23 protein-coding genes are annotated in these 21,002 nt (G+C 73.8%); 11 read left to right on the top strand and 12 right to left on the bottom strand.

What is annotated here, in order from left to right; all coding sequences use genetic code 11:
* Positions 1–6 precede the first annotated feature (6 nt).
* Positions 7–813, top strand: coding sequence for an acyltransferase (locus tag A6A06_RS18820; RefSeq protein ID WP_242440819.1), 807 nt, complete (start codon positions 7–9; stop codon positions 811–813).
* Between the two features lie 88 nt (positions 814–901).
* Here the strand turns inward: A6A06_RS18820 and A6A06_RS18825 are convergent, their stop codons facing one another.
* A complete protein-coding gene (locus A6A06_RS18825) occupies positions 902–1,666 on the bottom strand; it encodes a Mut7-C RNAse domain-containing protein (RefSeq protein WP_073762467.1) in 765 nt (254 codons plus the stop codon).
* Between the two features lie 190 nt (positions 1,667–1,856).
* Between A6A06_RS18825 and A6A06_RS18830 the strand changes: the two genes are divergently transcribed.
* Positions 1,857–2,828 (top strand): DUF3048 domain-containing protein, encoded by a 972-nt coding sequence (locus A6A06_RS18830; RefSeq protein ID WP_073762468.1) that lies wholly within the window; start codon positions 1,857–1,859, stop codon positions 2,826–2,828.
* A 94-nt stretch (positions 2,829–2,922) separates the two neighbouring features.
* Here the strand turns inward: A6A06_RS18830 and A6A06_RS18835 are convergent, their stop codons facing one another.
* Together A6A06_RS18835 and A6A06_RS18840 are read right to left on the bottom strand one after the other, a co-directional pair.
* Positions 2,923–3,789, bottom strand: coding sequence for a GAF and ANTAR domain-containing protein (locus tag A6A06_RS18835; protein ID WP_073762469.1), 867 nt, complete (start codon positions 3,787–3,789; stop codon positions 2,923–2,925).
* The gene (locus tag A6A06_RS18840) at positions 3,782–4,471 is read right to left on the bottom strand and encodes a GAF domain-containing protein (RefSeq protein WP_073762470.1); all 690 of its coding nucleotides are present in this window, start codon (positions 4,469–4,471) and stop codon (positions 3,782–3,784) included. Before A6A06_RS18840 ends, A6A06_RS18835 begins: the two co-directional genes overlap by 8 nt.
* Positions 4,472–4,678: 207 nt before the next feature.
* Here A6A06_RS18840 and A6A06_RS18845 point away from each other — a divergent pair, with 207 nt between their 5' ends.
* Together A6A06_RS18845 and A6A06_RS18850 are read left to right on the top strand one after the other, a co-directional pair.
* Entirely contained in the window at positions 4,679–5,395 is a 717-nt protein-coding gene (locus tag A6A06_RS18845; RefSeq protein ID WP_242440820.1) for a response regulator transcription factor, read from the top strand.
* Positions 5,396–5,427: 32 nt separating this feature from the next.
* Positions 5,428–7,248: an ATP-binding protein gene (locus A6A06_RS18850; RefSeq protein WP_079194129.1), complete on the top strand. Its 1,821-nt coding sequence runs from the start codon at positions 5,428–5,430 to the stop codon at positions 7,246–7,248.
* Positions 7,249–7,272: 24 nt separating this feature from the next.
* Here A6A06_RS18850 and A6A06_RS18855 read toward each other — a convergent pair whose 3' ends face one another.
* On the bottom strand, positions 7,273–8,490 hold the full coding sequence (locus A6A06_RS18855) for a cytochrome P450 (RefSeq protein WP_073762471.1): 1,218 nt from the start codon (positions 8,488–8,490) through the stop codon (positions 7,273–7,275).
* Positions 8,491–8,648: 158 nt separating this feature from the next.
* On the bottom strand, positions 8,649–8,975 hold the full coding sequence (locus A6A06_RS18860) for an STAS domain-containing protein (protein WP_199930989.1): 327 nt from the start codon (positions 8,973–8,975) through the stop codon (positions 8,649–8,651).
* A gap of 65 nt (positions 8,976–9,040) precedes the next feature.
* Between A6A06_RS18860 and A6A06_RS18865 the strand changes: the two genes are divergently transcribed.
* From A6A06_RS18865 to A6A06_RS41805, 4 genes are all read left to right on the top strand, one after another.
* Entirely contained in the window at positions 9,041–9,649 is a 609-nt protein-coding gene (locus tag A6A06_RS18865; RefSeq protein WP_073762473.1) for a TetR/AcrR family transcriptional regulator, read from the top strand.
* A 143-nt stretch (positions 9,650–9,792) separates the two neighbouring features.
* The gene (locus tag A6A06_RS18870) at positions 9,793–10,365 is read left to right on the top strand and encodes a helix-turn-helix domain-containing protein (RefSeq protein WP_073762474.1); all 573 of its coding nucleotides are present in this window, start codon (positions 9,793–9,795) and stop codon (positions 10,363–10,365) included.
* Positions 10,366–10,409: 44 nt separating this feature from the next.
* Complete coding sequence (locus tag A6A06_RS18875; RefSeq protein ID WP_073762475.1) at positions 10,410–10,976, top strand: YbaK/EbsC family protein; 567 nt, start codon at positions 10,410–10,412, stop codon at positions 10,974–10,976.
* 246 nt (positions 10,977–11,222) lie between these two features.
* A complete protein-coding gene (locus A6A06_RS41805) occupies positions 11,223–12,416 on the top strand; it encodes a helix-turn-helix domain-containing protein (RefSeq protein WP_073762476.1) in 1,194 nt (397 codons plus the stop codon).
* A gap of 6 nt (positions 12,417–12,422) precedes the next feature.
* On the opposite strand, the gene A6A06_RS18885 is transcribed toward A6A06_RS41805, so the two are convergent.
* Positions 12,423–12,830, bottom strand: a complete 408-nt coding sequence (locus A6A06_RS18885; protein WP_073762477.1) for a CoA-binding protein — start codon at positions 12,828–12,830, stop codon at positions 12,423–12,425.
* Positions 12,831–12,967: 137 nt separating this feature from the next.
* Between A6A06_RS18885 and A6A06_RS18890 the strand changes: the two genes are divergently transcribed.
* Positions 12,968–13,588 (top strand): YigZ family protein, encoded by a 621-nt coding sequence (locus A6A06_RS18890; RefSeq protein ID WP_073762478.1) that lies wholly within the window; start codon positions 12,968–12,970, stop codon positions 13,586–13,588.
* A 73-nt stretch (positions 13,589–13,661) separates the two neighbouring features.
* Here the strand turns inward: A6A06_RS18890 and A6A06_RS18895 are convergent, their stop codons facing one another.
* The 4 genes from A6A06_RS18895 to A6A06_RS18910 are packed head-to-tail and all read right to left on the bottom strand — an operon-like array spanning position 13,662 to position 16,703.
* The gene (locus A6A06_RS18895) at positions 13,662–14,765 is read right to left on the bottom strand and encodes a serine hydrolase domain-containing protein (protein ID WP_079194130.1); all 1,104 of its coding nucleotides are present in this window, start codon (positions 14,763–14,765) and stop codon (positions 13,662–13,664) included.
* The gene (locus tag A6A06_RS18900) at positions 14,762–15,697 is read right to left on the bottom strand and encodes a DUF6895 family protein (protein ID WP_073762479.1); all 936 of its coding nucleotides are present in this window, start codon (positions 15,695–15,697) and stop codon (positions 14,762–14,764) included. Before A6A06_RS18900 ends, A6A06_RS18895 begins: the two co-directional genes overlap by 4 nt.
* Entirely contained in the window at positions 15,694–16,518 is an 825-nt protein-coding gene (locus A6A06_RS18905) for a hypothetical protein (RefSeq protein WP_073762480.1), read from the bottom strand. The genes A6A06_RS18900 and A6A06_RS18905 overlap by 4 nt, the downstream gene beginning before the upstream one ends.
* Entirely contained in the window at positions 16,515–16,703 is a 189-nt protein-coding gene (locus tag A6A06_RS18910) for a hypothetical protein (protein ID WP_199930990.1), read from the bottom strand. Before A6A06_RS18910 ends, A6A06_RS18905 begins: the two co-directional genes overlap by 4 nt.
* Positions 16,704–17,279: 576 nt before the next feature.
* On the opposite strand from A6A06_RS18910, the gene A6A06_RS18915 reads away from it, so the two are divergent.
* Together A6A06_RS18915 and A6A06_RS18920 are read left to right on the top strand one after the other, a co-directional pair.
* Positions 17,280–17,531, top strand: coding sequence for a hypothetical protein (locus A6A06_RS18915; RefSeq protein ID WP_073762482.1), 252 nt, complete (start codon positions 17,280–17,282; stop codon positions 17,529–17,531).
* Entirely contained in the window at positions 17,524–18,783 is a 1,260-nt protein-coding gene (locus A6A06_RS18920; RefSeq protein ID WP_199930991.1) for a DUF6895 family protein, read from the top strand. The genes A6A06_RS18915 and A6A06_RS18920 overlap by 8 nt, the downstream gene beginning before the upstream one ends.
* A 93-nt stretch (positions 18,784–18,876) precedes the next feature.
* Here the strand turns inward: A6A06_RS18920 and A6A06_RS18925 are convergent, their stop codons facing one another.
* Positions 18,877–19,422 carry a cysteine hydrolase family protein gene (locus A6A06_RS18925; RefSeq protein WP_073762484.1) on the bottom strand — a complete coding sequence of 182 codons (546 nt, stop codon included), beginning with the start codon at positions 19,420–19,422 and terminating at the stop codon, positions 18,877–18,879.
* A gap of 1 nt (position 19,423) precedes the next feature.
* A complete protein-coding gene (locus A6A06_RS18930) occupies positions 19,424–20,902 on the bottom strand; it encodes an aminotransferase class I/II-fold pyridoxal phosphate-dependent enzyme (RefSeq protein ID WP_073762485.1) in 1,479 nt (492 codons plus the stop codon).
* Positions 20,903–21,002 lie beyond the last annotated feature (100 nt).

The following is a 21,002-nucleotide window of genomic DNA, read 5'->3' on the forward strand; positions in this document are numbered from 1 at the left end:
GAGCGGGTGCCGAAGAAGAACGTGTTCTCATCCGTGGCGGCGTGGCGCCGCCGGGCGGTGTCCCGCGCGGTGCACCGCGGGGCGCGCTGGGTACGGGAGGCGGGCGCCGTCACCGCCGAGCGCCCGGGGCCGTACCGCTTCCGCCGGCTGGGGGCGGGCGCCCGGCTGGCCTTCCCGCAGGGCACCGTCTTCGGCGACCCGTGGATCGAGATCGGCGAGTACTGCATCATCGCCCAGGACGTGACGCTGACCGCCGGGATGATGCCCGACCTCGACCTCGGCGCCGACCCGATCCTCACCCTCGGCAACGGCGTCGTCCTGGGCCGCGGCAGCCATGTGATCGCCGACGTCCGGCTGACCATCGGCGACGACTGCTTCTTCGGCCCCGGCGTGTACGTCACGACCACCAACCACAGCTACGACGACCCCGAACTGCCGGTCGGCAAGCAGTGGCCGCGCAGCGAGCCCGTCGCGATCGGGCCGGGCAGCTGGGTGGGGACCGGAGCGGTGATCCTGCCGGGCGCCCGGCTGGGCCGCAACGTGGTGGTCGCGGCCGGCGCGGTCGTACGGGGCGAGGTCCCCGACCACGCGGTGGTGGCCGGGGCACCCGCCAAGGTCGTCCGCTCCTGGGACCCGGAAGCGGGCTGGCAGCCGCCGTTGCGCACACCGGCACCGGTGCCGGTGCCCGAGGGCGTGACGTCCAGGGAACTCATGGCCCTGGCCGCGCTGGAATCCGGGGCGGGCGGCGTGCCGCACCCGGGGGAGCCGGGACACGGCACACCGGTTCCGGGGGCGGCCGCCGAGGCTTCCTGAGCGCCGGAGCCGGGGTGGGTGCTTGGTGTCCGGGGCGCTCGGTGTCCGGAGTGGGCGCTCGGTGTCCGGAGTGGAGCGTGCCCCCGTCTCACCCGTGTACGGCAGAGTCGTCCCCGGTCGCCGCCGCGCCGCCGCCGAACTCGCGCACCGCGTCGTCGACGACAGCCTCCAGCCGCGCGTGGTGCGCGCCGTGCCAGTACACCCGCTCGCAGACGGTGCACTGGGCGAAGACGTCGTACGTACGCCGTGTTCCGCCCTCCAGCCGCTCCTCGACGGTGCCCTTCTCGGCCTCCTTGAGCAGGCCGTTGCAGGCGGTGCACCGTGTCCAGGGCGTGAGCTCCGGCGCGAACCGGCTCAGGACGTCGCGTAGTTGCTCGTCGGGGCGGTCGCTGTAGACGTACGCCCCCGCCCAGTTCTCCCGCCGCCGCAGCAGGCCGCGGTCCCGGGACAGCAGGACCCGCCGCTCGGCGGCCGACCGCGCCGCCAGGGCGGGATCGCCGATGTCCTCGCTCTCGTACGCCGCGTCCACGCCCAGCAGCCGCAGCCGGCGCGCGAGGGTCCCCAGATGCACGTCGAGCAGGAACCGCAGCGGGGCGCCCGGCACCCGCTGCGGCCGGTCGACCGCGCACACCTCGACCGACTCGCCGTCACGCGGGATGTGCGACACCGGCACCTCCTGCCCGTCCACGAGCAGACGGCCCGCCTCGGTGAGGGGGACGCCGAGCGATTCCACGACGTGTCCGAGGGTGGACGACCCGTCGGTGAACAGAGCGGTACGGCCCTGGCGTCGGTCGGCGGAGACGAAGAGCCGCAGCGCGGGGGCGACGGTGAAGTGGATCTCGGGTCGGTTCACGCCGCCAGAATGCCATCGCGCCACGGCGCGCCGCCTGTCGGGCCGCCCGTGACCAGGGCCGGACGCCCGCGCCGCCTGCGCCCTCTCGCCACGCGGCCGTTCGTGTGGTGTCCTCGACGGACGGGGTGGCGCTGACGAGAGGACGCCGGTGCGGGCGGGGAAGCGTACGGTGCGGGCAGGTGAGCGTGCGGTGCGGTCGAGGACGCGTACGGTGCGGGCGGGGACGGCGCTGCTCTGCGTCCTGCTGGCCGGAGTGTCGGGCGGCTGTCGGCAAGGCGGTGTGCCCGAAGGGAGTTCGCCGTTCACGGGCAAGGCCGCGCGGGCCGCCCCGGTGCTCGCCGTGAAGATCGACAACGTGCGTGCCGCGCGCCCCCAGACGGGCCTGGACGCCGCCGACCTCGTCTACGTGGAACGGGTCGAGTCGGGCCTGTCGCGGCTGCTGGCCGTCTACTCCTCCCGGCTGCCGTCGGCCGTCGGGCCGGTGCGCAGCGCCCGTGAGTCCGACCTGGAACTGCTGCGCCAGTTCGGCCGCCCCGCTCTCGCCTACTCCGGTACGCAGGCGAAGCTGGAGCCCGTCGTCGAGGCGGCGCCGCTCTATCCGCTGCCGCCCGGGAAGACCGGCGGAGCCTACTTCCGCGACCGGAACCGCGCGGCGCCGCACAACCTCTACCTCCGGCCCGAACGCGCCCTGAAGGCGGCCCCCGGCGCGAGCACCGCCCGCGACATCGGGTTCCGCTTCGGCGCCGCGCCGTCCGGCGGCCGCAACACGGCCTCGTACACGGCCCGTTACCCGGCCGCCCGGTTCACCTTCGACTGGTCGGCGGAGCGGCGGGGCTGGTTCGTGTCCATGGACGGCACCCCGGTCAAGGCCGCTTCCGGGCAGCGGATCGCGGTCCCCACGGTCGTCGTGCAGGGCGTACGGATCCGCCCTTCGCGCTACCACGACCGCTGGGGCGCCTCCTCCCCGTACACCGAGACCACCGGGTCCGGGCCCGCGCGGGTGCTGCGCGACGGCAAGGCGTACGAGGCCCGCTGGTCGCGGCCGTCCCCCGACGGCGGCACGGACTTCACCACCGCGTCCGGCACACCGCTCAACTTCGCTCCCGGCCAGGTGTGGGTGGTGTACGTACCGGAGGACGCGGTGGGCGGCGGGGCCGGGTAGCCCCGCGGCGGGCGCGCTCCGGAGACCGGACATCACCGGGCCCGGCCGCTGGGAAGATTGGGGTCACTTGGCCCGGCCGCCGGGAAGTCCGGGGTCACCTGGCCCAGCCGTCAGGAAGTCCGGGGCCATCTGACCCGCCCGCCGGGGGCGGTGGAGGCCACGGGCCGTCGGGGTCCTCGGTGAGGGCGCGGGCGAGTTCGTGCACGGGCGAGCGGTGCGCGCGGGCCTGGGCGGTCAGTTCGTCGAAGGCCGCGGCCGGGGAGATGCCGAGGCGGTGGGCGAGGATGCCCTTGGCCCGTTCGGTGAGGATGCGCGCGGCGAGGCCCTTCTGCAGGCGCTCGGCCCGCAGTTGCCGGGCCCAGAACAGCAGCAGGCCGATGGTGGCCGCGTGCGCCAGCTTCCGGGCACGTTCCTGGTGCTGCGGGGGCAGCAGCCCGGCCGTGCGGCAGTAGAGGTTGACGACGCCGACGGAGTGGTCGAGATGGCGCATCGGCTGGGCCCACATCGCCAGGTAACCCGCGGCCACCGCCCGCAGGGTGAGTTCGGGCCAGCGGGTGCCGACGGCGGTGAAATCCGCGACGCCGCACGAGCGGCCGGTGAACAGGGCGTCGACGCACGGGCCCCGCGCGGTACCGGCCTCGTACAGCTCCACCTCGTGCAGCGCCGCGTCGGAGCTCGCGGACACTTCGACGCGGTGGGCGGCGGGCCGGGCGCCCGCTCCGGCCGTGCGGGCGCCCGGGGCTCCCGCCGTGCGGGTGCCGGGGGCGGCCGAATTCAGCAGCATGACACCGGCGGCGTCGACGGGCAGCAGGTCGACGCAGTGCGTGACCAGGCGCCGGGTGAGCGTGGCGGGGGTGTCCACCGTGCGGACGTCGGTCAGGTCCGACAGAGCCGCGCCGAGGGCGATGTCCTCCTCGCCGGACGAAGGATCGCCGGACGGGGAACCGATGGTCTCAGGCATCCCTACCTTCTTTCATGGGTCGCCCCGGGCCAGTCGTAGGGTTCTGGGCCCCAGGAGCGCCGGGCGTGGCTTCGGACGGCTCACCGGTGCCGCGCCCGGCCGGTGCCGCGTCCGCTTCCGTACCGGCAGAACGGGGGCGGGCGCGTCCGGCGGCGGCCCCGCGGCTCAGCAGGCGCTGGTGCCGGACGGCGGCCGCGGCCACGTCGGCCAGTGCCTGGGCCAGCACGGTGATGGCCGGCTCCGGGGCGCCGGGCTCGGTGCGGTAGACACCGAGGGTGCCGATCGTCTCGCCCCGCAGCCGCATCGCGGCGGTGTGCACCGCCGCGAACCCGGCGTCCCGGGCCGCCGGCGCGAAGGACGGCCACCAGGTGTGCGCGTGCGCCAGGTCGGGGCACTGGGTGCTGCGGCCGGTGTGGAACGCGTCCAGGCAGGGGCCTTCGGAGCGGCTCAGCTGGAGCCGTTGCAGAAGACGCGCCGGTTCGGTGGAGGCCGAGACCAGGTTCAGGCTGCCGGTGTCGTCGGTCAGCAGCATGCCGCACCCGGCCGCTTCCAGCAGCTCCTGGCAGACGCAGCTGAGGGTGTCGAGGAAGTCGGCGGCATCGGCCCGGGTGTGCCGGGCGCCGCCCGCCAGGTCCGCGAAGCGGCGCTGGAACCGGCACGGGTGTGCGTCGGAGCTTTTCATGGTGCCCCCTCGTGCGGCGTGAGATGCTTCGTCACGGAGCAGCGCAGGTCCGACTCCCAGTGAAGCGGGGCCCGTTGGCCGTTTCATCGACGCCGGATCAACGCTGCATCAACGTTGCCGAACACCGTTGGACCATCGTTGCCGTCATTCTTCGAACCGCTGCATGGCGACGACCGGGCGGGTGCCGCTCCGGCCGGCGTGCGGCCGGTGGCACGCCCGGTGATCGCGCTGATCGACGACGAGAGCGATCTGGTCGCGATGTCGCGAGCCTGCCTGGAACGTGAGGGCTTCAGCGTACGGGAGGCCCTCGACGCCGGGGCGGGACGGGCCGTACTGCGTTCCGAGCCGGTCGACCTGGTGGTGCTGGACCTGGGGCTGCCGGACGGCAACGGTCTGGACCTGCTGCGCGGTGTGCGGCACGCCGACGGACCACCGGTGATCATCGTCACCGGGCGCGGCGAGGAGACCGACCGGGTCCTCGGGCTGGAACTGGGCGCCGACGACTACCTGGTCAAACCGTTCTCGCAGCGGGAGCTGGCCGCGCGCATCCGGGCGGTGCTGCGCCGGACGGCGGCCGGGCCCGGCGCGGGGCGGGCGGCCGGGCCGGGGCCGGTGCGCAGGCTGGGGGAACTGACCGTCGACACCGGCGCCCGGCAGGTCCGGGCCCCCTGCGGGCCGATCGCCTTCACACCGCGCGAGTACGCCCTGGTGGAGTTCCTCTCGACCGCCCCCGGGCAGGCCTTCTCCGCCGCCCAGCTGCTGGACCGGGTATGGGACCGGGACGGCTGGCAGACACCGGCCACGGTCGCCGAACACGTCTACCGGGTACGGCGCAAGCTGTCGGCCGCCGGTGTCCGCACGCCGCGGATCACGACCGTACGCGGCTTCGGCTACCGGCTCGACAACGCCGCGCAGGCCCCCTGAGCGCCGGGCGGACGGGACGAGGCGGGACGCGCATGACCCCAGGACCAGGACCAGGACCAGGCCCAGGCCCGGGACCAGGACCAGGACCAAGCCCAGGCCCCGGACCGGCCGTCGAGTGCCCTGCCGCCGCCCGCCCCGACTACCGCGCACTGTTCGACGCCACCCCCTCGCCCTGCCTGGTCCTCGATGCCGAGCTGCGGATCATCGAGGTCAACCGGGCCTATCTCGCCGCCACCCGCACCGACCGCCGGACCCTCCTCGGCCGCCCGATATTCGACGCCTTCCCCGACAACCCGTCCGACGCCGCCGCGGACGGCGTGCGCAACCTGGGCCGTTCACTGCGCAACGTCCTGGCCACCGGCCGTCCCGACGTCATGGCGCTCCAGCGGTACGACATCCTGACCGGCCCCGACGGAAGGTTCGAGGAGCGGTACTGGAGCCCGGTCAACGCCCCGGTGCTGGACGGGAACGGCGCGGTCACCCACATCATCCACCGGGTCGAGGACGTCACCGCCTTCGTCCTCATGCACCGCCCCGGGCGGCGCCCGCAGCGGGACGCCGCGGGCCGGCGGCAGCGGGCCGAACGGATGGAGGGCGAACTGTTCGCCCGCAGCCGCGAGGTCCAGGAGGCCAACCAGCGGCTGCTGCGCGCCAACGAGGCGCTGACCGCCGCGGGCGCGGCGCTGCGCGCCCAGCAGCAGGCCAAGGACCGCTTCATCGCCACCCTCTCGCACGAACTGCGCAACCCCTTGGCCGCACTCCAGGCCGCCGGCGAACTGCTCGCCCTCGACAGCCCGGCCGGGCACCCGGCCCTGGCCGTACTGCAACGGCAGCTCACCCAGATGACCCGGATGACCGACGACCTGCTGGACGCGGCCAAGGCGCTGACCGGCCGTCTGCAACTGGTCCGGGAGCGGCTCGACCTGCGTGCCGTCATCGCCACCGCCGTCCACGACATCCGGCCCGAATACGCCCGCACCGGCCGCGTACTGCGGGTCTCCCTCCCGCCCCGGCCGGTGCCCGTCGTGGGCGACCGCGTCCGGCTGGCCCAGATGACCGCCAATCTGCTCAACAACGGCTGCAAGTACACCCGGTGCGGCGGGACGGTGACCATCGTGCTGGACACGGCGGCCGCGCCGGACGGCGGCGGCCACGCCGTGACGACGGTCAGCGACGACGGCATCGGGTTCGACCCGGCCACCGCCGACACCCTCTTCGAAGCCTTCGTGCGCGCTGCCGGGGCCGTCGGCGCCGGGGCGGGCGGGCTCGGCCTGGGGCTGCCGATCGTCCGCGGCATCGCCGAACTGCACGGCGGTATGGTACGGGCGCACAGCGACGGCCCCGGCAGAGGCGCGCGTTTCTGCGTCCGGCTCCCGGTCGCGCCGCGCGCCGAGGATCGCGGCCGTACGGCGGACGAACCGGACCCGGACCTGCCGCGTCCGCCCCTGCGCATCCTGGTGATCGAGGACAACACCGACCTCGCCACCACCTACCGCACCCTGCTGGAACGACACGGCGACCGGGTGACGGTCTGCCGCACCGGCCGCGACGGCCTGGCCGCCGCCGTCGCCGCACCCTATGACCTGGTCCTGAGCGATCTGGCCCTGCCCGACGTGCACGGACACCAGGTGGCCCGCAGGCTGCGCGAGACGCTGCCGCCCGGCCGTACCCGGCTGATCGCCGTCTCCGGCTTCAGCCAGGAAGCCGACCGCGCGGGGTCGGCACGCTCCGGCTTCGACGCCCACCTGGCCAAGCCGCTGAGCCTGGCCGCCCTCGACGGAGTGCTGGCCCGCTGGGTGAACGATCCGACTCCCTGGCCGCACAAGCCCCTGCCGCCCCATCCGGACCACTGACCAGCACCCACCGGCGTTCTTGCGTCACACCTCGACCACCAGCCCGCGCAGCCCCCGGATCACGAAGTTCGGCTTGCGTTCCGGGACGGCGGCCAGGCGCAGCGACGGAGCCCTGCGCAGCAACGCCCCCAGCGAGGCGGCCAGTTCGAGGCGGGCCAGCGGAGCGCCGATGCAGTAGTGGGTACCGGCGCTGAAGGAGAGGTGCGGATGGTCCGCGCGGGCGAGGTCCAGCTCTTCCGGGCGGTCGAAGACCGCGGGGTCGTGGTTGGCCGAGCCGAAGAGCAGCGCCACCTCGCTGCCGCGCGGCACGACCGTGCCGTCGATCTCGATGTCGTCCAGCACCCAGCGTTCGAAGAGCTGGAGCGGTGTGTCGTGGCGCAGCAGTTCCTCCACCGCCGTGGGCAGCAGCCCGGCCGGGTCCGCGCGCAGGGCCGCCAGCTGCGCCGGGTGGCGGAAGAGCGCGTACCAGCCGTTGACCGTGGCGTTCACCGTCGCCTCGTGCCCCGCGTTCAGCAGCAGGGCACAGGTGGAGACCATCTCCTGCTCGCTCAGCGACTCGCCCTCGTCGTACGCGGCGATGAGCCCGGAGACCAGGTCGTCACCGGGCGCCGCCCGCCGAGCGGCGATCAACTCCCGCAGGTAGCCGGAGAACTCACGGGAAGCGGCGACCGCCCGCCGTGCCGTACCGGCGGACGGATTCAGCTCGTACATGCCGCAGATCGCGGCCGACCACGGCCGGAGCAGGTGCCGGTCGCCCTCCGGGACGCCGAGCATCTCGGCGATCACCGCGACCGGCAGCGGTTCCGCGACCCGCGCCGCGAGGTCCCCGCCGCCGTCCGCGACCAGATCCCGTACCAGCCGGTCCGCCAGGTCCTCGACGTACGGCCGCAGCCGCTCGACCGTGCGGGGAGTGAACGCCTTCGCGACCAGGCGGCGGATACGGGTGTGGTCGGGCGCCTCCAGGTCGAGCATCCCGTTGTCGTTGAGGACGTGGAACGGCTCGTGCTCCGGCGGCGGCGCGGTGCGCCGGAACTCCTCGTGGGTGAAGCGGTGCCGGTAGGTGCGGCCCAGCCGGCGGTCCCGGAGCAGCGCCGAGACGTCCGCGTGGTGCGGGACGAGCCACTGGTCCGAGGGCCCGAAGTGGTGCACACGGCCGCGGGCGCGCAGCTCGGCGTAGGCGGGGTACGGGTCGTCGACGAAATCCGGCGACCAGGGATCGAAGACTGCCTCGGCTCCTTCCATGTACGGAAGCTAGCCGCCGATGCCCCGGTGCGACCACCCCGGCGCCGTACGGATCGGCGGCGGAGGGGCGGGCTGCTCGGGGCAGGCCGACCAGGAGAAGGAGGGCCGTCGCGTGCTGTGCTTGCCCGGCGGATGCGCACCGCGGCTGCCGCGGGACGTCAGGGACGGCGGGCGACTTCCCGAAGCCGGCTCGGCTGGCTGCCCCAGTTACGGGTACGGGCCAGGATGCGGCGCCGGTGGCCGAAGGCGTGCAGGCGTTCCACGAAGTGCAGGCCCGCCGAGTCCATGAAGGTGACCTCCGCGATGTCCAGGGTCACGCTGCTCGTCACGGTGGGCAGCCCGTTCAGGGCCTGGTCGAGAAGGGGTACGGAAGCGCAGTCGATCTCTCCTCTGGGGCTGAGCACGGCCCGGTCGCCGTGCAGGTGGGTGCGGACCGTCAAAATGTTCACGCGGTCCGGGCCAGACAGTTCTGTCTCAGGGGCCATGCCCTTACCGTGTCAGGGTCGGACGAGCCTGTCCACAATCACCACCACGTTGTCAGGGGGACACGATGGCTCCACGGGACGCGACGGCCACCGATGCCGCGGTGCCGGCGGTCCGTCCGCCCGCCCAGGCGCGCGAGCGCATCCTGGAGACGGCCTACGAGCTGTTCTCCCGGCGCGGTATCCGCGCGGTCGGCGTCGACGAGGTGATCGCCCGCTCCCAGGTGGCCAAGGCCACGCTCTACCGCAACTTCCCTTCGAAGGACGCGTTGGTTCTGGCGTTCCTCCAGCGCCGCGAGCAGCGCTGGACCCTGGGTTTCGTGGAGGCCGGCGCGCGGCAGCGGGGCGCCGACCCGGAGGAGCGGCTCCTCGCCGTCTTCGACGTGTTCGACGAGTGGTTCCGCCACCCCGACTTCGACGCCTGCGCCTTCGTCAACGTGCTGCTGGAGATGGGCCGGGACCACCCGCTGGGGCAGGCGAGCATCGGCTACCTGGAGAACATCCGCGCCATCGTGCGTTCCCTGGCCGAGGAGGCCGGGCTCCGGGACACCGACGACTTCGCCCGCTCCTGGCACATCCTCATGAAGGGGTCGATCATCTCGGCGGCCGAGGGCGACACCGAGGCCGCCCGGCGGGCGCAGGACATGGCCCGCATGCTCATCGAGCGGCACCGCTGAGGCACCGCCGAGGCCCCTTGAGGCAGCGCCGCCCGACCGCCCCGGCGCAGTACAGTGTGCTGAACGCTGAAGTGCACCACCGTAGCCCCGCGCCCGGAGAACGCCCGCGCGGGCCGCGCCCTCGCCCTTGGACGGACCGGACCGTGACCGATCTCGACCAGCTCACCCAGTCGCTGGCCCGCAACCTCAAGCACTGGCGGGCCGAGCGCGGCTACACGCTCGACGCGCTGGCCACCCGCGCCGGAGTCAGCCGCGGCATGATCATCCAGATCGAGCAGGCCCGGACCAACCCGAGCGTGGGGACCACCGTCAAGATCGCCGATGCGCTGGGCGTCAGCATCACCACCCTGCTCGACTACGAGCAGGGCCCCGACGTGCGGGTCGTGGCGCCGGGGGACGCGGTGCGCCTGTGGTCCACCGAGGCAGGCAGCTACACCTCCCTCCTGGTGGGCGGAGAGGCGCCCGGCCCCTTCGAACTGTGGCAGTGGCGGCTGATGCCCGGCGAACAGAGCACGTCCGACCCGCACCCGCCCGGCACGGTGGAACTGCTGCACGTCTCCGAGGGGCGGCTGACCCTCGTCGTGGACGGCGCGGAGCACACCGTGCCGGAGGGCGGCTCGGCGACGTTCGAAGCCAAGGCGGCGCACGGCTACCGCAACGACGGCGACCGGCCGCTGGTGATGACGATGGCCGTGCTCATTCCGCCCGCCCGCTGAGACGGCACGGGGCACGGACCGGCCGAACTGTTAGTTTGGGCGCCATGCCCGAGCCCATGGACGCCTTCGACGAGGTACACGCCGCCACCGACTGCCTGGACCTGCTGACCGGGCCGGTCGCCACCGCCATCCGCGGCTGGCGGGGCACCGTGCCCGTCGAACAGTTCCGCTTCGTGGACACCGACCCGGCCATCGCGGACACCGCCGTCCTCGTCGAGCACCACGGCGCGTGGCTCCTGGAACAGTCGGCGAACTGCGTCGTCGTGGCGGGCAAGCGCGGCGGCGCCGTCACCCTCGCCGCCTGCGTGGTCCTCTCGCACACCCGAGCCGACGTGAACGGAGCCGTACGGCGCCGGCTCGGTGCCCGCAAGGCGTCCTTCGCCTCCATGGACACCGCCGTCAGCGAGAGCGGCATGGAGTACGGCGGCATCACCCCGATCGGACTGCCCGCGGCCTGGCCGCTGTTCGTGGACGCCGCCGTGGCGGACACCCCGTACGTGCTGATCGGCAGCGGCAGCCGCCGCGGCAAGCTCATCGTGCCGGGCAAGGCGCTGGCCGAACTGCCGGGCGCGACGGTCCTCGACGGACTGGCGACGGTGCCGGGGGAGTAGGGCGCGCCGCCCGTCCCGCTGTCCGAAAACCACCCTCCGGAACAGCCGCGCCCGCGCTCCGTCCGGCGCGTCCGGAGCGTGATGCCGGATGTCCGGAGCATGACGCCGGGTGTCCGGGCTGATGAGCGCCCCTGTCCGGAGCATTCCGGGCGTGTCCGTCCGCTGTCCGGTCGGCGTCCTCCCGCGCGCAGCCTTGGCGGATTCTCCAATAGCCGTACGGGGGTGCGTGCCCCGATCATTCGCGCCATGGACACCAGGGGGAGCACGGACCCGGCCGAGGCCCGTGACGTGACCGCATTCCTCGCGATGCTGCGGGAGCTCAAGGAGCGCCGCGGGCTGACCTACCGGCAGCTCGAACAGCGCGCCGCCGAGCAGGGGGAGGTGCTGGCGCGCAGTACGCTCGCGGACGTTCTCAGTGGCAGACGCCTGCCCCGCCCGGAAGTCCTGGCCGTCTTCCTGCGCGCCTGCGGCGAGGGCGATGAACGGGTCACGGCCTGGCTCGACGCCCGCGAGGACGTCGCCACCCGGGCCCGTACGGCGACGGCGGAAGCGGCCGCGGCGGAACGGGCGGCGGCCCGGACCACACCGGATGCACCAGACATACCGGATACATCGGTCACACCGGATGTGTCGGTCACACCGGACATGGCCGGGAACCGCTCCCGGCGTCTGCCGCTCCCGGTCTGGGCCCGCCGGACACCGGTGCTGATCGCGTCGGCCGTCGCCGTCGTCCTCGCCGCCACCACCGCATGGATGCTGGCCTCCGACGCTTCCTCCTCCACGGCGGGTCCCGGAAGCAGTGCGCGGACCGACCGGCAGACCGGACACAGCGCATCGGAAGGCACACCGGAAGGCGCGCGGTCCGGCGCGCGGGGCCGGGGCGCCGGAGTCCCCGCGGGCTGGATACGGATCCGCCCGGCCGCGGCACCCGCCCTGTGCGTGACCGACGGACGCGTCCAGGACCAGCGCTACCCCTCCCTCGTGGCCGTGCAGCGGCCGTGCGGAGGCGTGGCGCCGCAGCGCACCGCACTCGAACCGGTGGGTACGGACAGCTATCGCATCGCGTGGGTGCACCCCGACCTCGGAAAGGGCTGCCTGAAGGCCCTGTCGGGCGGTGCGGCGGACGGTCTGCTGGAGCCGTGGGAAGCCTGCGCCCGTGCCAGCAGCTTCCGCATCGAACCCGAAGCCGACCCTGAACCCGAAGCCGACCTCGGATCCAAACCCGACCCCGGATCCAAACCCGACCCCGAATCCTCCCGGACGAGCGGCAAGGCGACGGCGAACGGCGAGGCGTCCGGCCGGTACGTCTTCCGCGCGGACGGCGGGCAGTGCCTCGGAGTGCGGGACGCCCGTACGGACAGCGGCGTCGAGCTGACACTGCAACGGTGCACCGGCCGCGAGAACCAGACCTTCCTCATCGACCCCGCGTCCGCACGCTGATCCGCCTCAGCCCAGGCGGGGTATCTCGATGGCCGGGCAGCGGTCCATCACCATGTCCAGGCCCGCGGCCCGTACCGCGTCGTACGCCGCTTCGTCGATCACGCCGAGCTGGAACCAGAGCGCCTTGGCGCCGATCCCCACGGCCTCGTCGGCGACGCCGCCCGCCAGGCCGCTGTTGACGAAGACGTCCACCACGTCGACCGGGAACGGGATCGCGGCCAGGGTCGGGTAGCCCTGCTCGCCGTGGACGGTCTCGGCCTTGGGATGGACCGGGACGATGCGCTTGCCGTAGCGCTGGAGCACGCCGGCGACGCCGTACGCCGCGCGGTTCTCGTTCGCGGACAGGCCCACGACGGCCCAGGTGTCGCCGGTCTCCCGAAGGATCCTGCGGATCGTCGCCGGATCGCCGTACACAGCTGCCTCCCGTGGGTCGGGCCGGGGCCCGTCGGCCGTGGCCGCACATCGGCGGCCGTCTGCACCGGCCAACGTGCGGGAGGGGGCGAAGATTCCCGTGGGCGCCGGGCACTCCCGGTGGAACATAGAGTGGCCTGATGCAGGAGCAGTACCGGACTCTCGCGCGCGAGGGTGTTCACGAGATCGAGATCAACAAGTCCCGCTTCATCTGCGCGCTCGCCCCCGTGGCGACCGAGACCGAGGCCCAGGACTTCATCGCGCGTATCCGCAAGGAGCACCCCGCCGCGCGGCACCACTGCTTCGCGTACGTCCTCGGGGCCGACGGCGGAGTGCAGAAGGCCAGCGACGACGGCGAGCCGGGCGGGACCGCGGGGGTGCCGATGCTCCAGATGCTGGTGCGCCGCGAGGTCAGGTACGCCGTCGCGGTGGTCACCCGCTACTTCGGTGGCGTCAAGCTGGGGGCCGGTGGCCTGATCCGCGCGTACGGGGGCGTCGTGGGCGAGGCCCTGGACGCGCTCGGCACGGTCACCCGGCAGCGCTTCCGCCTGGTCACCGTCACCGTCGACCACCAGCGCGCGGGACGCGTGGAGAACGATCTGCGGACCACGGGCCGGGCCGTGCGCGAGGTGACGTACGGGGCCGACGTACGTTTCGAGATCGGGCTGCCGGAATCCGACCTGGACGGCTTCCGCGCCTGGCTGGCCGACGCGACGGCGGGCACGGCGGCCCTGGAGCTGGGCGGCGAGGCGTACGGGTAGGAGGCCGCTCCGGGAGGGCCACGGACGGTCATCGGGACGGCCACGGGGACAGTTACGGGGACGATGCCCGGGGTCAGGCGGGAGTGCGGAGCAGGTCCGACAGGGTGTCGTACGCCTGCTGGACGAACGGGGCGCCGAGGCCCGGCGCGCAGTTGGCCAGGGCGACCAGCGCGGTGCCGTGCCGCGGGCTGAAACCGGCGAAGGCCGTGCAGCCGGGGGTGCCGCCCGAGTGGTGGTAGAGCCCCGCGCCGTCGGGCCGGGGCCGGATGTTCCAGATCAGGGCGAGCCGGGAGGCGCCGCGGGAGTGGACGAGCCGTGGGCGGGTGACGTCCTCCAGGGCGGTCCGCAGGGGCGCCGACGGTACGCCGGTGACGTCCGCGGTCCCCGGGCCGACCAGCGCCTCGGCGAGCGTCAGCAGGTCGCGCGCGCTGGAGCGTACGGCCCCGGCGGCGGGCAGACCCGGGATGCTGAACGGCGGCCGGGGGCGGCGGTGCCGGTACCCGGTGACCTGGGTGGTGCCGGGAGGCGGGGCCGCTGTGGCGCTCGTGTCGTGCAGGCCGAGGGGCCGCAGGACGTGGGCCGCGAGCAGTTCGTCGTACGGGAGTCCGCCGGACGCGCCGCACAGGGCGTGACCGAGGAGGCCGGCACCGAAGTTGGAGTACCGCACCCGGGTGCCCGGCCGGGACCGCAACCGGGTACGGGCCAGGGCACGCAGGACGTCCGCGCGCGTGAAGCCCGCGTAGGGGTTGACCGGCAGACGGCGGCCTGCGGAGCGCAGCAGCCCCGGAGGCAGGCGGGGCAGGCCCGACGTGTGGGTGGCCAGATGGGTGAGGGTGATGTCCGTACCGCGTACGGGGACGCAGGTGCCCGGAGGCAGATGGCGGGCGACGGGATCGTGGTGGCCCACCTCGCCCCGGGCGGCGTGCTCGGCGAACAGCAGCGCGGTGAACGTCTTGGTGAGCGAGCCGACTTCGAAACGGGTGGACGGCTCCACCGGTACGCCGCCCTCGAACGCGGTGCTGCCCCGGACGAAGAAGGAGCGCTGCCCATGCCGATACAGGCCGACGGCGACGGCACTCGCGCCCGGGGCGGCGGACAGCAGCGCCTCCGGCAGGTCCCGCGGCGGCAGGTCTTCGGACAGGTCGCGCGCTGCCGCGGCCGGCGCTCCGGGCGTCATGGGCCGGGCTGCCCCGTGTCGCCCAGCGCCCGGGTGAGGGCGATGGTGCCCGCGACGACGGCCACGACGGTGGGGTGCTGGTGGGCGTCGAAGAGTTCGGCCGGGTCGCCTTCGACGGGCTCGTCGTCGCGGGGCACGAGCCCGTTCTCGTGCTGGATGTCCGCCAGCCGCTGCCAGTCGCCGGTCTCCGCCCACGGCACGGGCAGACAGGCGCCGACGATCATCAGCTCGGCCATCAGGTCCCACTGGCCGCACTCCGCCCAGATGTCGGTCCACACCGGCAGCCACCGGTCGAGGTAGTCGACGAGGCCGTCGGGGAGCCCGGCGGGCAGGCGGCCCCAGTCGGTGAGGTGGAAGGCGGCGTGGGTGACGCCGTACCCGGTCAGCCAGTCGATGTGCCAGGGCTCGGGCGTGGCGCCGAGCCAGGTGGCCCGGGTCAGCGAGGGCCAGTCGTAGGCCGCCGGGCCCTGGTCGAGGTCGAGGACCCGCGCGGAGTTGGCGACCGCGAGCCGCCGGTTCGGTACGTGTTCCACGGCGTGCGTCGAACGCAGCGTGACCGTGTGGGCGAGCAGCCGGTCCAGCTGCGGGTGCCGGTAGCCGCCGCGGACGAAGTGGGCGTAGGTCTCCAGCGGGTCGGTCTTGAGGGGGTGGCGCAGCAGCCGTTCGTACAGCAGCGCACCGCTCTCCACCTGCTGCCAGCAGAACTCCAGCAGCTCGCGCGCCAGGGCCAGTTCGGCCGTCCCGGCGACGCCGCTGCGCAGGACCAGGGAGGCCGCGAGGGCCGCTTCGCCCAGGCCCTTGTACGTGTCGGCGTCGTCGACGAGGTCGGCCCGCGGGCAGTCGGAGAGCTTGCCGTACTCGCGGTTGGCGTGCAGCCAGGCCAGGGCCCGGGAACCGATGGTGTGCGCGGTCTGCGCCGGGGCCGGGCTCATACGTCCTCCAGGCCGAGCAGGCGGCGGGCGACGGCGGTGTCCAGAGCGGGGCGGTCGCCGCCGCCGAGCAGCCCGATGTGTTCGGTCAGTGGTGCGGGATCCAGCGGCAGTCCGGTTCCGTCCGCGCGGAGCCAGGCCAGCCAGCGGGTGATCCGGGCGGCGGTGGGGTGGTCCCGCCGCAGCGTGGCGCGGGTGGCGCCGCGGGCCAGGCCCAGGGCGCCGGACCGGGCGGCGGTGTGCACCGGGCCGTCCAGTCCCGGCAGGGCCAGTGAGGCCAGCTTTCCCATCCGTACGGACCAGGACACCCAGCCTTCCTCCACGGGGGCGCCGGGGCCGCCCGTGCGGTCGCCGCCGTCCGGGCCGGCCGTCGGCGGCAGACCGCGGGGGGCGGAGTCGTCGCACAGTGGAGGGCCCTGGGGGAGGGGCGCTGCCCGTACCGGGGAATTGGCGGGGTCGAGGCGGGCCAGCACGGTGGCCAGGCCCCAGTCGATCCAGGCCATGATCCAGGCCTCCTCGGGACCGGCGGGCGGCACCGGAGGGGGCGTCCCGGCGGGCGGCAGCGCACTCAGTGCCAGGCCGATCGCGGCGGTCTCACCGGCGGTAGGGGTCTGACCGGTCAGTACATACGGGGCGAGGACGTCCGCCCCCAGGATGCGGACGGCGCCCAGTGCCACCGCCGGGTCGCCGCCGGACTCCGCCGCTGCCTCCACGTGGGCCGCGGCCACGGCGGCGCCCCCGGTGCCTTGGAGGGCATCGAGGGCGCGACGGGCCAACTGGTCGGCCGATTCGCTGTGCGCGGTCCGTGAGCGCTCGGAGATCACCGGCGCTTCGTTTCCTTCGGCTCCTTGGGCGAGATCAGGAGGCCCAGGAGCAGAACGCCCCACGCGGCTCCGTGCGGTGCGGGGACCGGCGCGTCGCTCAGCGGGGCTTCGGGCTGGGCCGCGACCCACCCCAGTGCTTCCTTGTCGAGTGTGAGGCCAGTGGGCTGGAGAGTCTGGGCAAGCATCATTCGCTCCCTCGAAGAGACGTCATCACCAAGGTCCGGTGATGCCCCCGATGCCACCTCCCAAAGTACTCCTTAATCGACATATCGACCATTGGGGGGGGAGAGGGAGGTGCCGGGAGGTGGGGGGTGTCCGGGGGTGGGGTGGGTGCCGCGCTGTCGAGAGCAGGCGGCTGCCTCTGTCGGCGGCGGGCGTTCCGGCATCGCGTCGGCACGCTGTTGCGGTGCCGGAACACCCGCCGCTTGATGCCGAGTTGACGGGGTGTCGCGTAGGGGCGGGCCCGTCCGCCCGTCGCCCGCCCCGTAGTCGCCCGTATGCGCAGCCGGCCCTGGTACGGACCATTCGGGGGTCGTCGCCGCTGACCGGTCCGGCTACGCGCGAGCGGCCCGGAGCGGAACGATCGGGTACGGAAGCGGCACCCCGCGTACCGGGATTCCCTCCGGGAAACAGGAGTTACGCCGAGAACGCGGCTCCGCTTGCGGAGTTTGTCACAACGCACGGCATTCAAGTACCCGTGCAATCCACCGGCGCCAGGGCCGCCGAAGAAGGAAGGAGAACACCGAAGAAAGAGGAGAAACATGAAAGAGAGCCTGACGCACAGCGAGGTCACCAAGATGGTCTCGGGACTCATCAGGGCGGGCGTGGTCGACGGGGGCCTGACCCTCGGGAAGCTGGTGGAGTCGCAGGCGACGACGTCGGACGACGGGCCCGCGGACCCGGACCTCCACATCCTGTGCTGCAACGAGTACTTCCTCGTCACCCAGGGGATGCCGCAGCCCACCGAGGAGTCCGGTGCGGTCGCGGAGAGCGTGCGGAGTGACCTTGCCTAGCCAGGATCAGGTGCCCGCCGGTTCGCCGGCGGGCACCGCCGCGGACGGAACGTATCTCGGCGGCCGGATGTGCGAGGTCCTCGAATTCGCCGCGCGCCACATACCGCGGCTCCTTTCCTACGAGAAGCACTGGAAGGGAAAGCAGGACCCCGTCGTCTCGATGAACGAGAAGATCGTGGTCGAAGCGGCCCTGCTCGCCTTCGCCTGCCACCGGGTGAGCCACGCGGAGCCGCGGATCGCGGCCGCCGTCCGGGAACTCGCGGACGTCCTGCTGCCGTACGCCAGGAGCGCGCGGAACGCGGACCTGCTGGCGCGCATCCCGCAGTCCGCCGCCTCGATCGGCACCTCGCACCTGCTCCTCGACCGCATGGGACTCCCCGACGCGCGCTACGAAGCGCTCCACGCGGCGGCCGTCGCCGCGGCGAACCCCCGCGTGCCCGAACGGCTGCCCTACCGCTACATGGAACAGCAATGGCTCGCCTCGCTCGCCCCGGGGGGCCGCAGCCGGTACGCGATCGAGGCGCCGCCCGGATCCGTCCTGTACGCGCAGACGACGGCGGTCGAGATGCACCCCAACGACGTCTACGCCCTCACCCACGCGATCATGTTCGGCACCGACCTCGGGCGGCGCGCGGCCGATCCGCGGGTCGGGACCGACGCCGTGCTGGCCACCCTCGACTCCTGCCTGGCCCTCCAGCTCGGCAGCGAGAACCTCGACCTGACCGGCGAACTGCTCTTCTCCGCCGCGATGCTGCGCCCCGGCACCACCTGCGCGTACACCCGCGCGGGCTGGGACCTGCTGACCGGCGTGTGGGAGCGGCTCGGCTATCTGCCGAGCCCGCGGTTCTCGACGTCCGAGTACGGGGAACTGGCGCCCGCGGCCCGCCCCGCCTACTCCTTCCAGCACACCTACCACACGATGTTCGTCGCCGGGATCCTCTGCGCGGTGCTCTACGACGCGCTCGGCCGGCCTCCCCGGCCGCACGCCCACGCCGCGCCCGACGACGTGGCCGCGGACGCCGCGCTCGCACTGGCCGTCAAGGACTACCGGCTCGACGTGCTCACGGCGCTGCTCGGACGGCTCACGGCGGCGGGAGGACCGCTCACCCCGACGGCCAAGGCCGCGGCCCGCTACCTGGAGCTGCAACACACCGCGCCCCGGGACGGCACGGCCCCGCCCGCACCGGCGGAATCCGGGACCACCTGGCACGCGCCGGGGCCCGTGGACAGCGTCCCCGGCCGGGGGCACTGATGCCGCGCGCCCGGCGCCCGGCCCGCTGCTCCGTGCCCGGCATCAGTGGGCCGCTCCCGCGGACGGTCCACGGGCAGGCTCCGGACGCCCTCTTCACCCGAAGAGCTTCTCCGCCGTCGAATCCGTCACGTCCGCGCCCATGTTCCGCTCCATCATCCGCAGAGCGGCGTCGGCGAGGTCGGGGTGGATGTGGGCCACCGCGTCGCGCGGGACCGTGACGTCCAGGTGGCGGATGTGCGCGTCGAGGGCCGAGTACAGGACGCACTGCTCGGTCACCTGGCCGACGAGCACGATGCGCTGGATGCCGTGCTGGCCGAGCAGGTACTCCAGCGGCGTCTCGTAGAAGATCGAGTGCCGGGCCTTGACCACGAACAGCGAGGCGTCGTCGGGCCGGACGGGCTCCACCAGGCCGGCGTACGGCCCGTCCAGCGCCGTACGCAGGAGCTCGTCGTGGTGCGAGCGCCACCGGCCGAAGTTGTCGTTGACGTAGATGACTTCGACGTCCGAGCCCGCCGCGCGGGCCCGCTCCAGGGCACGCAGCATGCCGGGCAGCGCGTCGCGCACCGACGGCAGCAACTGCTCGGCGTCCGCGTGGTCGTACGAGTTGATCATGTCGATCACGATGAGCGCCGTACGCATGTCAGCCGTCCCCTTCGACGAGCACCCGGATGGTCGTCAGCTCCGGATCGGCCGCGTCGGGCACGTTCATCCCGGCCCGCACCCCGCTCGTCAGGTAGCGCACCACGGGCTCTTCGAGCCGTTCGCCGGGCAGCGCGGCCGGGATGCCCGGCGGGTAGGGCGTCAGCATCTCCGCCACGATCCGGCCCGCCGCGGCGCTCGCCGGTACGTCCTCGACCTGCCCGAAGTACGCGTCGCGCGGCAGGCACACCTGCTCCAGCCGCAGTTCGCCGGGCGTCGGCACCTCGGCCGCGGGGGCCGGGCGCAGGTCCGCCGCGTGCCGCGACAGGTCGCGCAGGGCGTCGAGCAGCACCCCGGCGGTGGTGTCGTCGTCGGCGTGGGTCAGCTGGGCGCTGATCCGCCGGTGGTCGGCGAGGTGGGCGTCGACGGAGCGGTGCGCGCGCAGCCAGTCGGCGGCCCGGTAGCCGGACGTACCCAGCCCGCTGACGTCGATCACCACGGGCAGCGGGTCGAAGTCGGCGGCCAGCCCCGGGCCGCAGTAGTCGGCCCGGCCGTCGACGTGCAGTCCGTCGATGTCCCCGATGGCCGCCCGTACCCGCGTGGCCAGGTCCAGGGCCCGGCCGAGGAGGTCCCGGCCCCGCAGGGCCATCTGCCGCCGCCAGCCGTCCAGGCCCGCGTACAGGATCACCGAAGGGCTGGTCGTGCCGAACAGGTCCGCCCGTGACTTCAGTACGGTCGGCCGGACCAGATCGCCGCGCAGATGGAACACCGACCCCTGTTCCAGGCCGCTGCCCATCTTGTGGATGCTCGTCACGCAGACGTCCGCGCCGGCGTCCATCGCCCAGGACGGCAGGTCCGGGTGGAAGGGCAGATGCGCTCCCCACGCCTCGTCCACGATCAGCGGACGCCCCCGCCGGTGGCACACCTCCGCCAGCGCGTCCAGGTCCGCGCAGGCGCCGTACGGCGTCGGGCTGGTCACCAGCGCCCCGCGGGCGTCGGGGTGCTCGTCGAAGGCCCGCTCGAACGCCTCGACCGACGGGGGATGGGCGATGCCGCGCTCCCCGTCCCACTGCGGGTCCACCCAGACCGGCCGCATGCCCGACAGGATCAGACCCGACACCACGGACTTGTGCGCGTCCCGGCCGACCAGCAGTTTCTCGTGCGGGCCCGCGACGGACAGCATCGCGGCCTTGACGGACAGGGAACTGCCGCAGGTGGAGAAGAACGTGTGCGAGGCGCGCACCGCGTCCGCCATGAGCGCTTCGGCCCGGTCCAGCACCCGGCCCCGGCCGAGCCGGTCGTCCAGACCGCCGGAGGCCAGCAGATCGCTGTGGAAGACCGCGTCCCCCAGCACCTCCCGCACCAGCGGATCGGCGCCCCGGGCCTGCTTGTGCCCCGGCGGGGTGAAGGAGACCTGCCCGGCCTGCCGGTAGCGGGCCAGTGCCTCCAGAACCGGAGCCTGCGTGTGATCGACAGCCATGCGCCAGGGGTTCCCCGGCCCGGACGGGTCAATCACCGCACCGGCCGATTCCGCCCGCGGTACCGGTCACCCGGGCGCGCCCCCGGTGCTGGTGGATCTT

The sequence above is a fragment of the Streptomyces sp. CB02923 genome (assembly GCF_001905005.1).
GTDB lineage: Bacteria > Actinomycetota > Actinomycetes > Streptomycetales > Streptomycetaceae > Streptomyces.